The organism is Rufibacter aurantiacus (assembly GCF_017916345.1).
GTDB lineage: Bacteria > Bacteroidota > Bacteroidia > Cytophagales > Hymenobacteraceae > Nibribacter > Nibribacter roseolus.
Genome location: NZ_JAFMSV010000005.1, coordinates 478402 through 494140, shown reverse-complemented (window position 1 = coordinate 494140; position 15739 = coordinate 478402). Strand labels below are relative to the sequence as shown.

The following is a 15739-nucleotide window of genomic DNA, read 5'->3' as shown; positions in this document are numbered from 1 at the left end:
GCTGCGAGGTCTTTTGAGCACACGGTAATACCATCGGCTAATTGTTCTCCTTTAAAGCGGGAAAAGGATGCATCCCTTGTAAGCGGTATATTGAGACTGCTACAAGGTTGTTGCATTGCTTCTGGGCAAATAGGGAAAATGTAAAAGGTGATTTAGGCATCGTTTTAGAAAAACAGGCCTAAATCACCTTTTTTGCTTAGATTCTGGGATAGCGCCTGCTCAAAAGACCTCGCAGCGTCCGTAGGTCCTGCGAGCGTCTATGCCAACTGATATCCCCAGTCTTTACATCTCCTCAAACTTCTTCTCCTCCCCAGGAAATCAAAAAACCTACTGGGAAAGACCATCCTTTCGTTTCAAAACACAATAAAATTGTACAAAAGGTGTAACGCTTCGCTTCTATCCTCGTTCGTGTAGGAAACTGTGTAGACCTTTAAAACTATGACATTCAAGCCACTGCCAATTGAGAGAAACAAGGAAGGAAAGGTGCGGACCGTGGGTTTTGAGTTGGAGTTCGCCAATGTGGGCATCAAAGAATGCCTGGAGATTGTGCAGGTGCTGTACGGGGGCGATATTGAATGGGAAAACCGATTCTCGGCTAAGCTGGTGAACACCCGGCTGGGAGACTTCAGCGTGGAGATAGACCTGAAGCTGCTCACCGAGAAACAATATAAAACGCTCTTCGAGAAGCTGAACATTGACGTGGAACATGTCAAACTGGGCAATGAGACCTTGGAGAGTTTCATAGACGATGCCCTGGAGGCCGTGATCCAGAAAGTGATTCCCTATGAAATAGGGGTGCCGCCGCTTCCCTATGACCAGCTGGAACAATTGGAGGTGCTGCGCCAGACCTTGTATGAGCACCACGCCAAAGGCACCGAGGCCTTCATCACCAATGCCTTCGGGACGCACATCAACACCGAGATCCCCGATACCGAGCCTGACACCATCCTGCGGTACATCAGGGCGTTTCTGCTTTTGTACCCCTGGCTTCTGGAGGCTGGCGAGACTGATTTCGCCCGCAAGAACCTTACCTCGTTCATTAATCCTTTCCCGGCCGAGTACAACCGGCTGGTGTTGGACCCGGCCTACGCGCCCACGCTGGAACAACTCATAGACGACTACCACCAGTATAACCCAGACCGGAACCGCCCGTTGGATATGTACCCCCTCTTTGCCTCCGTGCGGCCTGAGCAAGTGAACCAGTATACAAACCTGGGCAGCGTAAAAGCCAGAAAGACTTTCCATTACCGCCTGCCCAACTCCTGTATCTCTGACCCAGACTGGACCCTGGCCCAGGAATGGAACAATTGGGTAGTCATTGAAGAACTGGCCAATGACCCAAACCGCATCACCCAGATGAGCAAAGAATACCTCAGCCTGAAAGAGAACACCCTCATTGGGTTTGAAAAAAAATGGTGCAAACAAACTGAGCAGTGGCTACCGTAAAGAAGACCAACTATAAGATCCACCGTAACCGGCCCACTATTGGCATTACCGGCCCAGACAAGGGCGGCGAGGTGGCGTGGGTATTCACGGCCTTCGGGGTTTTGCTGGCCGGCGGCCGACCCGTGCATATCACCCCGTCAAACCCGCGTACCGCCGATGGCCTGCAGGGCCTCATTGTGGGCGGCGGCGCCGATGTGGATCCTAAGACGTATCAGCAGGAATCGGTCTTTCAGGAGTACCTCAAACGCACGCTCAAGAACCCCAGGAAAAACTTCTTCCAGAGAATCTGGCGCTTCACCCGCTGGATCTACTACCCTGCCCTTTTCTTCGTGCGCAAACTCTTCAGCCGAAAGCCGCAGTGGTCACTGGACCATGACCGCGACCACCTGGAGTTTCAACTCATAGACCAGGCAGTAAAAAAGAACCTGCCGGTGCTGGGCATCTGCCGGGGCTCACAGCTATTGAATGTGTACTTCAGGGGAACCCTGCACCAGGACATCAGCGATTTCTACAAAGAAGAGCCCAATCCGTCCAGCATTTTTCCGGTGAAGAAAGTCACCTTCAAGCCAGGCAGCAAACTGGAGCAGATTATAGGGGCCCCAAAACTCAAAGTGAACGCGCTGCACCACCAGGCGGTACATACCCCCGGCAAAGGCCTTGACATAGTGGCCACAGAATCTAACGGGGTGGTGCAGGCCATTGAACATGTGGGGCGGGATTTTATCATGGGCGTGCAGTGGCACCCAGAATACCTGCCCCGAAGACAGGAACAACGCCGGCTCTTTCAGACCCTGGTGCAGAAAGCCAGGGAGGTGAACCGGCAGATTGAAGAACCAGATATGGCAGATGCCCTGGCCCAACCACGTGATGCCGCCCTGGTGTCACTGGACCAGCAGGTAGCGGAAACCGCCGAGAAAAGCGCACTGTAAGAATGGCTTGACAATATCTTGTTGCAAAGGACAAGCTGATTGTGTTTCAGCCTTGTTTTGGTGAAATCAGCTTTAAAACAAAAAAAGCGGCCGGATTAAATCCGGCCGCTTTTCCTTTCTACTAAATCAATTAAACAACTAAACCTTAGGTTTTACTAGCACTAATACAACCAGCAAGGCTTTGGATTGTTTGTTCTTTTCTAAAATTTATTCTTACAGAATACGCATCTCTATGCGGCGGTTAAGCTGGCGGTTCTCTTCTGAGGTGTTGGGGGCATCTGGTTGGGTCTGGCCGTAGCCTTTGGCCTGGAAAATAGAAGCCGGGGCGCCTTTGGAGACCAGGTATTTCACCACGGCTTTGGCCCGGGCCTCGGAGAGTTTCTGGTTTGCGGCTGGCTGACCTACGTTATCGGTGTGGCCGGCAATCTCCACCTGTATCTTGGGGTTAGCCTTTAGGAACTGGAAGATTTTATTCAGTTCTGTCTGCGACTCTGGCCGAAGTTCGGCTTTGCCGGTGTCAAAGAAGATGTTGCTGAGCACGGCTTTGGCGCCTTTACCCAAAGGCTGCAGGTAGAAGTCCAGGGCCAGCGGCGCCGAGGTGGAGGTTGCTGCAATATGGCGGCTTTCCAGCACGTGGTCTGGCGCTGTCACATACAAGGCGTAGCGTTGCTTCTGGTTCAGGACAATGGTATACGCGCCCGAGGTGCCATCTGAGTTCACCTGCTGGGAGATCACGCTGGCTGAATCCAGGTCATACACCTGCACGGTGGCTTTGAGCGGCTTTTTGGTGACGGCGTCAAACACCCGGCCCTGGGCAAAGGAAGAAACCGTTTTGCTTTTCCAGACCTCAGGCACCTCAAACTGCAGCAAGGCTACTTCGGCTTTGGTCCCCGCCACCGCCTGACCCGAGTAATAACCGGTTTTGTTGTCGGGGGAAATGAAGATGGAGCTTTCGTCGCGGTGGGTGTTCAGCGGGTAGCCCATGTTCTGGGGCGTGCCCCAGCCGTTTTGCTCCCGGTTTACCTTAAACAGGTCCAAACCGCCCATGCCCTGCAATCCATCCGTAGCGAAGTACAGGGTGTTGCCACTGGCGTGCAGGAAAGGCGAGTTCTCGCGGCCCGGGGTATTCACTTTGGGCCCCAGGTTCACCGGCAGGCTCCAGTTGCCGTCATCCTGCTGTTTGGTCATCCAGAGGTCCTCGCCCCCTTGCCCGCCTTTGCGGTTAGAGGCAAAGTAAATGGTGCGCCCATCCGCCGAGAGACTTGGTTGGGAATCCCAGGAAGGGGTGTTCACGGTTCGGCCCATGTTTTTGGGTTTGCTCCACTCATTACCCTCGCGGTAGCTGATGTACAGGTCGCAGGAGCCATAGGAATCCTGGCGGTTGCAGGAGGTGAAGACCAATACCCGGCCATCACCGGATAGTGAGGCGGCTCCTTCGTTCAATTCTGAGTTGATGGCATCTGAAATAGGAACTGCGGATTGCCACTGCCCATCCTTGCGGGAGGCCAGGTACAGATTTTCATCGTCCAGTTCCCCGCTGCCGTTGCGGGCAGTGAATAGCAGCGCCTGTTGGTCGGCAGTGAGCACCGGGGAGTACTGCAGGTTGAATTTGTTTACCCCCTCACCCAGCGGCTGGGGTTTGAAGTCTACCGGCGTTTTGATGGCGTTTTGGGCAAATTTGGCATTTTCCAGTTGCTGGGTCGCGCGCTGCATCTGGCGGCTGTTCTTCTTCCCGTACTGCATGTAGTGCTGGTAATAGGTAGAAGCCTGGTCATATTGCCCCCGGGCGAAGGCCAGATCAGCGTAGTTGTAATAATCGGCGGAGCGGCCGGGTTTTAAGTCCATTTTGGCCAAACCACGGCGGAAATACTGGTAAGCCTCCTCCTCTTTCTGCAGTATACGGTACAAACCAGCGGCCTCCAGGTAAGCCTCGCCAAAGGTGGTATCCCGTTTCACGGCGTCATTGAACGATGACAGCGCCTTCTCAAAATCCCGGGCCTGGATGTATTTCAATCCTTCCTGGTAAGCGTTCTGGGCTTTTTTATTCGCAGAGCCACCTTCTATTGGCTTTTGGGCAGATGCCTGGGTGGTTAACTGGAGAAAGAAGAAAAAGAAAAGGCAAAGAAGCGGGAGACGCTGCATGGTTTAGGGGATATTCAGGAATTTATGGGTTTGCAACGAAATGCGCCACTTAGGGTTGCTTTTCACATACTCCACAATCTGGGGCATCATCACGTCAGCTTTGCTCCACTCGGGTTGCAGGTAGAGGCGCGTGTTAGGTCCCACCTGCGAGGCATGTTCCTCGGCCCAGGCGAAATCGCTTTTGTTGAACACAATCACCTTCAGTTCGCCGGCGTGCGGCTGTACGCTGGGGTGCGGACCCTTGAATTTCTTGGGCGAAAGGCAGATCCAGTCCCAGGTTCCGCTCAAAGGGTAAGCCCCCGAGGTCTCTATGAATGTCTGGATGCCGCGTTTCTGCAGTTCTGAGGTAAGGTAATCCAGGTTGTAGATCAACGGCTCGCCGCCCGTCACCACCACGGCTTTGCCGGGGTATTGCTCGGCCTGCTGCACAATCCAATCGGTATCGGTGAGGGGGTGCAGGTTCGCATCCCAGGACTCTTTCACGTCGCACCAGTGGCACCCTATGTCGCAACCGCCCAACCTGATGAAGTAGGCGGCTTTGCCGGTGTGGTACCCTTCGCCCTGGATGGTGTAAAAATGCTCCATCAAAGGCAGTTTGGTGCCGTCTTTGGGTACTGTGTGCACTGAGGCAATCTTGATATCTGCTGTCGCTTCCAATTTCTGAGTAATAAGCTAAACGGTTTAGGACCCGTTTTCATGAAAACTGTCCCAAAACGTGAATTGTTGTATTAACCCAACATCTATTCAACGGTATAAGTTGCCGCGCGGGCATGCTTTACCAATTGGATTTTGCTTGGGCGCCGCAAAGTTAACTATTCCTGCCCAGAGTTGCAGACCGGCTTTTTCGAGTGATTTCCCGTGGTCCAATAAAATTTTTTCAGCTTTTCACTTTTTCCTTTGATAATTTTTCAGAAATTGCCAGTACCAATGGCACAAACTCTCAACATAGTATCCCTTCTGCTTTCTCCTGCCATTCAGGAGACGGGTACCGGTGTGTTGGCGTTTTCCATTACCACAGGCATTATTACCATTACCCCTCCGGGGGTATAGCTGCACATATCGTCCCTTCCAAAGGCCAAATTCTAGCTGGCCTTTTCGGCCTGCGGCCGGAAATCACCGTAACAATTATCGTTTCCTAAAAGCCTGATCTTATGCTGGTTTTGAAATTTGGAGGTACCTCCGTGGCCAATGCCGGGGCCATCCGTCAACTGATCTCCATTCTGCGGGAGAAAAACAACCCTAAAATGCTGGTGGTGGTCTCCGCCATGTCCAAAGTCACCGATCTGCTCATCAGCCTGTACCAGAAGGCCGCGGCCCATGACGTCACCTACCTGGAGCTCCTTTCGCATCTGGAGAGCAAGCACATGGAGGCCATTGAGGAACTGGTACCCATGAGCCAGCAGATTGACATCAAAGGCCGCATCAAGATGATTTTCCGGGAGTTGGAAGACTTGTGCCGCGGCATTTACCTTTTGGATGAGCTCAGCGACTCTACCAAGGCTCGGGTTATGGCCTACGGCGAGCGCCTGTCCTCGGCCATTGTGTCGGTGGCGTTCCAGCACCACGGTCTGCCCAACGTGCTGGTAGACAGCCGCGACTTCATCCAAACCGACAACAATTACCTCAACGCCAAGGTGAACCTCAAAGCCACCTACGCCTTTATGCGAGACAACCTGCCACAGGCGGATCTCCTAGTGGCACCCGGCTTCATCGCCCGCTCCGGCGATGGCAAAACCACCGTTCTGGGCCGGGGCGGGTCTGACTATACCGCTTCACTGTATGCTGCTGCCTTGAATGCTGATCTGCTGGAGATCTGGTCCGATGTGGACGGCATGTACACCACTGATCCGCGCAAAGCGGCGGCCGCTTACTCAATTGAGGAACTGAGCTACGAGGAAGCCATGGAGCTGGCCTATTTCGGGGCGAAGGTGCTGTACCCGCCTACCATCGCGCCCTTGGTGGCGGCCAAGATTCCGCTGGTGCTCAAGAACACCTTCAACCCTTCGCATAAGGGAACACTCATCTCGGCCAACCCCACTCCTAGTCCGCAGAACGTGAAGGGAATTTCCTGCATTGACCACATTGCGGTGCTCACCATCAGCGGGAGCGGTATGGTGGGCGTGCCCGGCGTGGCCATGCGGCTGTTCAAGGCCGTGGCCCTGGAGTGCATAAACGTCTACTTTATCACGCAGTCCTCTTCCGAGCAAAGCATCACCATTGGCCTGGCCGAGGCCGAGGGAGAAAAAGCGGCGCACGCCATCAACGAGGAGTTTGCCGGTGACATTGAGCAGGGCCTTCTGAACCCGGTAAGTGTAGAGACGCCCATGAGTATTGTGGCCATTGTAGGAAACGGCATGGTGCAGCAACCCGGCATCGCGGGCAAGGCTTTCTCGCTACTGGGTGACCATAACATCAACATTAGGGCCATCGCGCAGGGTGCTACTGAGCGGATTATCTCCGTGGTTTTGAACACCAATGACGCCCACCGCGCCGTGAATCTGCTCCATGATAGGTTCTTCCTGGCAGTCCCGGAGAAACCAACCGCTACGCTGGCTTAAACGCTTTACCCGAAGTTTTCAAAATTCAAGCAATAAACTAACCATCTTAAACTGATTAACAGACCTCTACCAGTTTAAAGTCTTAGGTCTGACATACAGATACAGCGCCTTTCTTATGGATAACAACGATTTTGTCAAAGCCTACGCCCCGGCTACGGTGGCCAATGTCTGCTGCGGCTTTGACGTGCTGGGCTTTGCCCTGGACGCTCCCGGAGATGAAGTATGGGCCCGTAAAACCGATACCCCGGGTGTCACCATCTCCGCCATCCACGGCATTAATGGACTTTCCACTGATGCCAACGAGAACGTGATAGGCGTGGTGGCCCAGAAAATGCTGGAGGCCCTGAACATAACCCACGGTCTGGAGTTGCAGCTGCACAAAGGCATGCCCGTGGGCAGCGGCCTGGGGAGTAGTGCCGCCAGTTCGGCCGCCGCGGCCTTCGCCGTGAACGCACTGTTAGGTTCGCCTTTCACAACGCAGGAACTGGTAATGTACGCCATGGAAGGCGAGCGCAAAGCCTCTGGTTCTGCCCACGCCGACAATGTAGCCCCTTCTCTTCTAGGTGGGTTTGTGTTGGTACGGGATTATGAGCCCCTGGATGTTGTGTCGTTAGGGGTGCCGCTGGAATTGTATTGCACCATTCTATACCCGCAGATAGAACTCAAAACTTCGCTGTCGCGCAGCATCCTTAAACAGGAAATCCCGCTCAAGAAAGGCATCCGGCAGTGGGGAAATCTGGCGGGTTTGATGGCTGGACTATTGAAGAAGGATTATGGCTTGGTTGGGCGCAGTTTGCATGATGAGATCTTTGAGCCAGAGCGCTCGGTGCTCATTCCTTTGTTCAAGCAGGTCAAAGATGCCGCCATAGGTGCTGGGGCTTTGGGAGCCGGAATTTCGGGCTCGGGGCCATCTATTTTCGCTTTGTCGGCTACGCTGGAGCAGGCCCAGGAGGTGAAGAAAGCCATGGAAGCCGTTTACGCCGGCAGCGGAATTGAAACCAAAACGTATGTATCACAGGTGCCGGACCAGGGCGTACGCTTGGTGGCCCAGTCAACCTTCCAACCCGCCGTATCGCTATGAAATACTACAGCACCAATGACTACGCTGCCCAGATGAGTTTCAAGGAAGCCGCCATTAAAGGACTACCCCAGGACAAAGGGCTCTTCTTCCCGCATGAGATCCCTACCCTGGGCGAAGACTTTTTTGAAGCGCTCCCTTCCCTCTCGCTGCCCGAGATTGCCTTTGAAGTTTTACAACCCTATGTCACCCCAGATATTTCACCGGACGACCTGCGTAAGATCTGCGCCGAAGTGTTCAATTTCCCGATTCCGTTGGTGGAGGTGGAGAAGGACGTCTACGCCCTGGAGCTGTTCCATGGGCCTACCTGCGCTTTCAAAGACGTAGGCGCCCGGTTCATGTCCCGGTGTTTGCAGGCCTTTGCGGAGCCTGGCCGTCCGGTTACCGTACTGGTGGCCACCTCAGGCGATACCGGCAGCGCCGTAGCCAACGGTTTCCTGGGCCTCGACAACATTGACGTAGTGGTCGTGTACCCTCAACAGGGCGTGAGCGAGATCCAGGAAATGCAGTTCACCACCCTGGGCCAGAACACCAGCGCCGTAGGCATTGAAGGCACCTTTGATGATTGCCAAACCCTTGTGAAACAGGCTTTTTCAGACGAAGAGTTAAACCAGAAGAAGAACCTTTCCTCGGCCAATTCTATCAATGTGGCGCGGTGGCTCCCCCAAATGGTGTATTACTTCTATGCCTGGGGCCAATGGAAAAGTCTGAACCCAGAGGCTGCTGAGATCACTATCGCGGTGCCCAGCGGAAACTTCGGGAACCTGGCTGCCGGATTGTTGGCCCGCCAGATGGGCTTACCCGTTACCTACTTTGTAGCCGCCACCAACCGCAACCGCATTGTACCCCATTATCTAGAGACCGGGGAGTATGCACCTGCTGCCTCGGTATGCACCATTGCCAACGCCATGGATGTGGGGAATCCCAACAACTTTCCGCGCATCCAGGAGCTGTTCCGCCATGAACTGGGGGCCATGCAACAGGTGGTCAAAGGCTTCTGGGCCGATGACGAGGAAATCAAAGGCACGATTAAACTGGTGCACCAGGACACAGGCTACCTCTTAGACCCGCACGGCGCCATCGGGTACCTGAGTCTGCGCCAATTACTGCCTGAGCTGAAAACCCCGGGAATTTTCCTGGAAACCGCGCACGCGGCCAAATTCAAGAAAAGCATGGAAGAAGTCTTAGGCCAGGAGATAGAACTGCCGGAGCAACTGAAGGTCTTCCAGGGTCGGCAGAAACAAGTCACCGATATGCCCAATGACTTTGCCGGGTTCAAACTGCTCTTGATGCAGGAACATAAGGAAGGAACCCTGTAATGACGTTTAGAAGTGCTTTTACCTTAAGTGAGTCCTAAACGGAAAACGCCTCACCTGCTCAGGGCAGGTGAGGCGTTAAATTTATTGAGGTTGTGCTTTATTTAATTTGAGCGTTGAGTTAGCGTAGCGCTCTACGCTACAAAGGACAGCCAATCTCCTGATTGGCGGGCTATCAGCGCAGACGCTCGCAGGTCCTCCGGACGCTACGAGGTCTTGGAGCAGCCTGTATTGCCTCGGCAACCATTTCATATTTCTATGGCGCTGAAGTTATAGTTCTAGAAGGTGATTCTTCATTTAGGGCTGTTTTCAAAAAATCAGTTTAAATACAGAAACGCCTCAGCTGCATTGTGCAATTGAAGCGTTTCTGTTTTATGGCTTATTCTAAGCGTGTACTTCTTTCTTAGCGGCCCTAAGGGTGTTCTTCAGCAGCATAGAGATGGTCAACGGACCTACGCCGCCAGGTACCGGGGTGATGTAGCTGCATTTAGGGGCTACTCTCTCAAAATCCACGTCGCCGCGTAGTCTCCAACCTCTTTCGCGGGTGGGATCGGTAACGCGGGTGGTTCCTACGTCAATCACCACGGCGCCTTCTTTCACCATGTCCTCGGTGATGAGGCCGGGTTTGCCAACGGCCACGATCAGAATATCCGCCTGGCGGGTGTGGTGCGCTAGATCAACAGTGTTGCGGTGGCAGATGGTGACGGTAGCCTCGCCGGGGATGGTGCATTTGCTCATGAGAATGCTGATGGGCGTTCCCACGATGTTGCTGCGGCCCACTACCACGCAGTGTTTGCCTTTGGTTTCAATGTTGTAGCGCTCCAGCAATTGCATGATGCCGTAGGGTGTGGCGGGCAAATAGGCCGGCAGACCGGCTACCATGCGACCTACGTTCACCGGGTGGAAACCGTCCACGTCTTTCTTGTAATCCAGCACTTCCAGCACTTTGTTCGGATTGATATGCTTGGGCAGGGGTAACTGCACAATCAATCCATCAATGGCGTCATCCTCATTTATCTCCCTGATCTTATCCAACAGTGCTTCTTCGGTGATATCGTCCTCGTAATGCAACAGCGTGGACTCAAACCCTACGCGCTCGCAGGCCAGTACTTTGTTGTTTACATACGTCATTGAACCACCGTCATGGCCAACCAGAATAGCGGCCAAGTGTGGTACCTTTCCTCCTTGTTCTTTGATGTGGGCAACTTCTGCGGCAATCTCGCTTTGGATGGCTTCAGAGGTTTTCTTTCCGTCTAAAAGGGTCATGGGTAAGAGAATGAGAGATGATACGAAGCACAAAAGTACATGCCAATGGGGAAAGGTCCACGGGTTTTCGCAGTTATTTCCTGAGCCTGAGTTATATATAAGAAAAAAGATATTCCAGTTTGGCTTAGTGCAAGTCTTATTGCACCTAACACCGTAATTAATCCTGTCTTATAGCCTTTTATGAAAAAAGAAGCTTAAAACGAGACGAGGAAAATCCGAAGTTTGAACTGTCCATTACAGAAATTACAAGGTCCGTTCATCAGCTTTACTTCACATCAAAGGCATCTCTATGGACCCGAACTCGTCTGTAAAAGAAAAATCCCTTTCGGAGCTGTTATTGGGAAAACGGGCCTGAAAGGGATTTCTGATTATTGGTGTTCAGGGTAGATCAATGCACGTCTACCGGCACGTTGGAGTTCTTCTTGAACTTCTGCAAGTAGAGCAGCGGAATGGAGCAGAGCATGATCATCCCCGATACCCAGAAGGCATCGGTGTAGGACAAGAGCGCGGTCTGTTTCATCACCATGCCTTCAATGGCTTTGTAAGCGGCTTTCTGCGCGTCCATGAACGTGTAGCCTTTGCTCAGGAAGTTCTGCATAAGGCCATTCAAACGCTGCGTGAACACGGGATTATACTCGTTGATGTTCACCAGCAGGTTATTGCGGTGGAAGCCCTGGCGCACGTGAATGAGCGTGGTCAAGGCCGCTATCCCGAAGGAGCCGCCCAACTGGCGCATCATGTTGTTCAGACCGGTCCCCTGCCCTACCTCAGGTCCTTTCAGGTCCTGAATCGCCAGCGTGGTCAAAGGCACGAACAGCAGCGCCATCCCGATTCCCCTGATCGCCAGGGGCCAGAAGAAGTCACCGGTGCCCGAGAGCAAGGTGGAGTGGTTCATCATCATCGCGAAGACAAAGAACAGGAGCATCCCGCCGGTTGCCATAAACTGGGCCGGCACACCGCGCTGCAGCATCTTCCCGATGAACGGCATCATCATGATGGTGAACAGACCACCCGGCAACAGCAGCTTACCCGATTGCTGCGCCGTGAAGCCCAGCAGCCCTTGCGTAAATACCGGGAACACGAACATGGAGCTGTACAACCCGAAACCCAGCACAAACGAGGTGAACATGCCCACCGAGAAACTCCGGTGCCGCATGATCTTGAAGTTCACAATGGGGTACTCAAACGTGAGCTCACGCCAGATGAAGAGCAGCGTCCCGATGACCGCCGTGGCGGAAAGCACAATGATGTAGGTGGCCGCAAACCAATCCTCGGTCTCGCCTTTCTCCAGCACAATCTGCAGACTGCCCACGGCAATGGCCAGCAGCGCAATGCCCCACCAATCCACGGGTTTGCCGCCCAGCTCGCGTGGCGTCTTCTTGATGAAGAGGTACGTGGCAATGGCAGCCATAATGCCCACCGGAATGTTCACGTAGAAAATCCAGGGCCAGGAGTAGTTATCGGTGATGTACCCCCCGATGGTGGGTCCCAGCGTGGGTCCTACCACCGCGCCCAATCCGAACAAGGCCGTGGCGGTTCCTACCTGTTCCTTAGGCCAGGCCTCCAGCAGGATGGACTGCGAGGTGGACAGCAATCCGCCCCCGGCCAAACCCTGCAGAATCCTGAAGATCACCAGTTCTTCCAGGCTGGTGGCGTTCCCGCACAGGAAAGACACCAGGGTGAACACGATGATGGAGAACAGGAAGTAGTTCTTGCGGCCAAATCGGCTGCCCAGCCACCCCGACATAGGCAGAATGATCACGTTGGCCACCGCGTAACCCGTCACAATCATGGCCACGTCTTCCAGCGTGGCGCCCAGGTTCCCCTGGATCTGCGGCATGGCCACGTTCACGATGGTGGTGTCAATGAGCTCCAGCAGCGCCGCCGAGATCACCGTAATGGTGATGGCCCATTTTCTTAATCCAGTTTCAGCCATAGCTTATTCTTGCGTCAGGACCGATGTTTTCACGCTCATGCCTGGGCGCAGTTTCTTCATCAGTTCTGGAGAGGCTTTGATTTTGATTTTCACGGGTACGCGCTGTACCACTTTCACGAAGTTACCGGTAGCGTTGTCCGGGGGCAGCAATGAGAACTTGGCGCCGGTGGCCGGTGAGAAGTTATAGATCTCCCCTTCCACGTTGGCTTCCGGGAAAGCGTCTACCTCAATCTTCACTTTCTGTCCCTCGCGGATGTTCTCCAGTTGGGTTTCCTTGAAGTTGGCGGTCACGAAGATGCTGTTGTCATTCACGATGGAGAACAGGCTCTGGCCGGCTTGCACCAACTGACCTTTCTGCACGTTTTTCTTCGATACAATGCCGCTGGCCGGCGCCGTGATGGTGGTGTAAGACATCTGCAGTTTGGCAAAGTCCACATCGGCCTGGCGCTGGTTTACGCCCGTGTTGGTCACCGCCAGTTGCGAGCGGGTAGTACCTACCTGCTGCAAAGCGGCTTTGTACTGGTCCTGCGCGGCCTGGTAGTTCGCCTGGGCCACGTCGCGGTCGGCTTTGGCCTGGTCAAACTGCTGCTGGGTAATAGAACCGTCTTTGATCAGGTTCGCGAAGCGGTTGTAGTCCTGGGTAGCTTTCCAGAGACGCACGCGGGTGGCCTCAATGTTCGCCTTGGCGGTGGTAGCAGTGGCGGCGGTGGCGGTAATCTGAGCCTGATTTACGCCGGTGCTGGCACTGGCGCCTTGTGAAGCAGCCATAGCCTGCTCTACTTTGATGGCGTAGTCACGGTCATCCAGTTTCACCAGCACCTGGCCTTGCGTTACGTGGGTGTTTTCCTCAAACATGATGGTATCCACGTAGCCGCTTACGCGCGCCACCACTGGGCTGATATCGGCGTCAATCTGGGCGTCATCGGTGTCTTCGTGCTTGCTGAAATACAGGTATTCTTTCACGCCAAAGAATCCACCAATGATCAGGACCAGGCCCAGGATGATGGGAATTACTTTGTTCGATTTCTTTTTCTCAGTTTCCATTTGGGTTATATGCGGTAATTAGTTAAGGATATTTCCGGTTGATTTTAATAAGGTATAGTAAGCCAGGCCAGCGTCTGCTTTGGCCAGTTCCAGGTTGATGAGCGCCTGGTACAGGCGGGTCTGCGCCTCAATTCTGTCGGTAGCCGAGGCCACTTTGTTCGTGTAGCGCGAGGCCTCGCTGCGGTCGTTCTCCTCGGCTTGCGCGATGGAGGTCTGCAGGATGTTGATTTTGTCCAGGGCCAAGAGGTAGCGCTGGTAGTTCTGGTTCACCTCGGTTTTCAGTTGGTCGGTGGTCAGCTCGCGGCTGATGTCCAGCTGGGTTCTCTGGATTTTCGCCTCAGCAATCTTGTTTTTATTTGTCCAGAGGCGGTCAAAGTTCCAGGCGGCAGTCAGACCTACCGTCCCGATGGCCAGATAACCACGGGCCGGCGGAATCACGGAACCGCTGGGATTGATGTGGTAGGCATCGGCGGAGGCCACCAGGGCGGGCAGCGCATCGGCTTTGATAGACTTGATGTTGTTATCGGCGGCGCGGCTGTTCAGGTCAATGGCCTGCAGTTCCTTCCGGTTGGCCAAGGCAGAATCCACGTAAGCGGCCAAAGACACGTTGCGGCCGTCCGGCGCGGCGGCGTTTTCCACTACCAGGTCATTGTTCTCCGGCAAGCCCAGCAGCACGTTCAGGTTATAGACCACAATCTTGCGGTTCGTCTCCAGGTCGGCGCCGGTGAGCTCCACATTGCTGCGCTGCAGCTGGAAGCGCAACACATCGTTCTTGGTCACAATGCCCTGCTCAAAGAACCGCTTCGCCTGCTTTATCTGCTTGTCAATGGCCTGCAGGTTCTGCGCCACCACTTTCTGGCTCTGCTGCAGCTTATAAAGGTTGAAGTAGGCATTGGTCACGTGGAAGGCAATCTCGTCTTTGTCCTTCTCGGCGTCCAGACGAGCCACCTGGGCCATCAGGTCAGTGGATTCTTTGGCGTACTTCAGTTTGTTTCCGGCAAAGATCACCTCCTGAACAGAAACCGTTCCTAAGAAGGCATCGGCGCGCTTGGGCAGGAAAAACGGCTCAGCGTCTTTGGACATCTGCAGGATGTTAGAAGGGATCTCGGCGTGGTTGTAGGTGTAGCTGGCGCTGGCTTTAGGCTTGGCCTCGTCTTTCACCTGGTTGTAGCGCGAAATGGCCTGGTCAATCTTGGTTTGGGAAAGGCGCAGTACCTTGCTATTCTGCACCCCTATTTGCACGGCTTCCTGCAGGTTCAGGTGTTTGGCTTCCTGGGCCGCCACCGGTTGGGCAAACGCCATCAGGAAACTAAAGCCTCCTACCACGGCCGCCGAAAGGACACTCCGTCCAAAGGCAGGACGCTCAGCAGAAGCATTATTTCTCAGTTTCATTTTTAAGTAAGTGTGTTTTAAGAGAATCTTGTAAATAAGCCAGCAGGCGCGGCTTCATTTCTTCCTGCAGCACCTGGTCATCCATCAAATCCATTTTCAGGATCTTGGAGGCCAGCCGGCGGGAGTTGATAAGATAGTTTACCGTCCCGAAGATGCCGGCCACGGTCATTTCAATGTCTACTTCCCGGAACTCGCCTTTCCGGATGCCTTCTGCCAGCACCTGGTGCACCAGCATCACATTCTGGTAAAGGTTTTCCAGCACGAAGTCGGTCACCTCGGACCCGGTGCGGATCACGGAGATCTCGCGGAAGATGATTTTGTGGAAGTATTTGCTCGTGGCCACCCGGCTCACATACAGCTGCACGATCTGGTTAATTTTCTCCCAGCACGGCATGTCTTGGTGGGCGATCATCTCAAACTCTTTCCTGGTTGAGGACATCCGGCGTTCTACTACCGCCTTCAGCAGGCCGTCTTTGGACCCGAAGTAGTAATTGAGCATGGCCATGTTCATGCCTGCCTCCTGGGCCAGCAACCGGGTAGAAGCGCCATCGTAGCCCATCTCGCCAAACACGCGTTCCGCCACGTTCAGCAGGTGCTCTTTCTTGTCTATTTTTTCTTTCTCTGCCATTTTA

The 15739-nt window shown here is 54.0% G+C and carries 13 protein-coding genes; 6 read left to right on the top strand and 7 right to left on the bottom strand.

What is annotated here, in order from left to right:
* The first annotated feature begins 438 nt into the window (after positions 1-438).
* Both J3P34_RS20960 and J3P34_RS20955 read left to right on the top strand, forming a co-directional pair.
* Positions 439-1446, top strand: coding sequence for an amidoligase family protein (locus J3P34_RS20960; RefSeq protein WP_210490572.1), 1008 nt, complete (start codon positions 439-441; stop codon positions 1444-1446).
* Positions 1434-2375, top strand: a complete 942-nt coding sequence (locus J3P34_RS20955) for a gamma-glutamyl-gamma-aminobutyrate hydrolase family protein (protein WP_210490571.1) — start codon at positions 1434-1436, stop codon at positions 2373-2375. The genes J3P34_RS20960 and J3P34_RS20955 overlap by 13 nt, the downstream gene beginning before the upstream one ends.
* A 213-nt stretch (positions 2376-2588) precedes the next feature.
* On the opposite strand, the gene J3P34_RS20950 is transcribed toward J3P34_RS20955, so the two are convergent.
* Complete coding sequence (locus J3P34_RS20950; protein WP_246853828.1) at positions 2589-4517, bottom strand: OmpA family protein; 1929 nt, start codon at positions 4515-4517, stop codon at positions 2589-2591.
* Between the two features lie 3 nt (positions 4518-4520).
* On the bottom strand, positions 4521-5102 hold the full coding sequence (locus J3P34_RS20945; RefSeq protein ID WP_210490616.1) for a 7-carboxy-7-deazaguanine synthase QueE: 582 nt from the start codon (positions 5100-5102) through the stop codon (positions 4521-4523).
* Between the two features lie 342 nt (positions 5103-5444).
* Here J3P34_RS20945 and J3P34_RS22290 point away from each other — a divergent pair, with 342 nt between their 5' ends.
* From J3P34_RS22290 to thrC, 4 genes are all read left to right on the top strand, one after another.
* Positions 5445-5567: a hypothetical protein gene (locus tag J3P34_RS22290; protein ID WP_282597098.1), complete on the top strand. Its 123-nt coding sequence runs from the start codon at positions 5445-5447 to the stop codon at positions 5565-5567.
* Positions 5568-5668: 101 nt separating this feature from the next.
* Entirely contained in the window at positions 5669-7075 is a 1407-nt protein-coding gene (locus J3P34_RS20940) for an aspartate kinase (RefSeq protein WP_210490570.1), read from the top strand.
* Between the two features lie 115 nt (positions 7076-7190).
* On the top strand, positions 7191-8156 hold the full coding sequence (locus J3P34_RS20935) for a homoserine kinase (protein WP_210490569.1): 966 nt from the start codon (positions 7191-7193) through the stop codon (positions 8154-8156).
* A complete protein-coding gene (gene thrC, locus J3P34_RS20930; RefSeq protein WP_210490568.1) occupies positions 8153-9472 on the top strand; it encodes a threonine synthase in 1320 nt (439 codons plus the stop codon). The genes J3P34_RS20935 and thrC overlap by 4 nt, the downstream gene beginning before the upstream one ends.
* Before the next feature lie 381 nt (positions 9473-9853).
* Here thrC and J3P34_RS20925 read toward each other — a convergent pair whose 3' ends face one another.
* The 5 genes from J3P34_RS20925 to J3P34_RS20905 all read right to left on the bottom strand — a co-directional run bounded on the left by J3P34_RS20925 (position 9854) and on the right by J3P34_RS20905 (position 15735).
* A complete protein-coding gene (locus J3P34_RS20925) occupies positions 9854-10735 on the bottom strand; it encodes a bifunctional 5,10-methylenetetrahydrofolate dehydrogenase/5,10-methenyltetrahydrofolate cyclohydrolase (protein WP_210490567.1) in 882 nt (293 codons plus the stop codon).
* 388 nt (positions 10736-11123) lie between these two features.
* Positions 11124-12671, bottom strand: a complete 1548-nt coding sequence (locus J3P34_RS20920; RefSeq protein WP_210490566.1) for a DHA2 family efflux MFS transporter permease subunit — start codon at positions 12669-12671, stop codon at positions 11124-11126.
* A gap of 3 nt (positions 12672-12674) precedes the next feature.
* Entirely contained in the window at positions 12675-13715 is a 1041-nt protein-coding gene (locus J3P34_RS20915; RefSeq protein WP_210490564.1) for an HlyD family secretion protein, read from the bottom strand.
* Positions 13716-13733: 18 nt separating this feature from the next.
* Positions 13734-15107, bottom strand: a complete 1374-nt coding sequence (locus J3P34_RS20910) for a TolC family protein (protein WP_210490563.1) — start codon at positions 15105-15107, stop codon at positions 13734-13736.
* Positions 15091-15735 (bottom strand): TetR/AcrR family transcriptional regulator, encoded by a 645-nt coding sequence (locus tag J3P34_RS20905; RefSeq protein WP_210490562.1) that lies wholly within the window; start codon positions 15733-15735, stop codon positions 15091-15093. Before J3P34_RS20905 ends, J3P34_RS20910 begins: the two co-directional genes overlap by 17 nt.
* Positions 15736-15739: the final 4 nt, after the last annotated feature.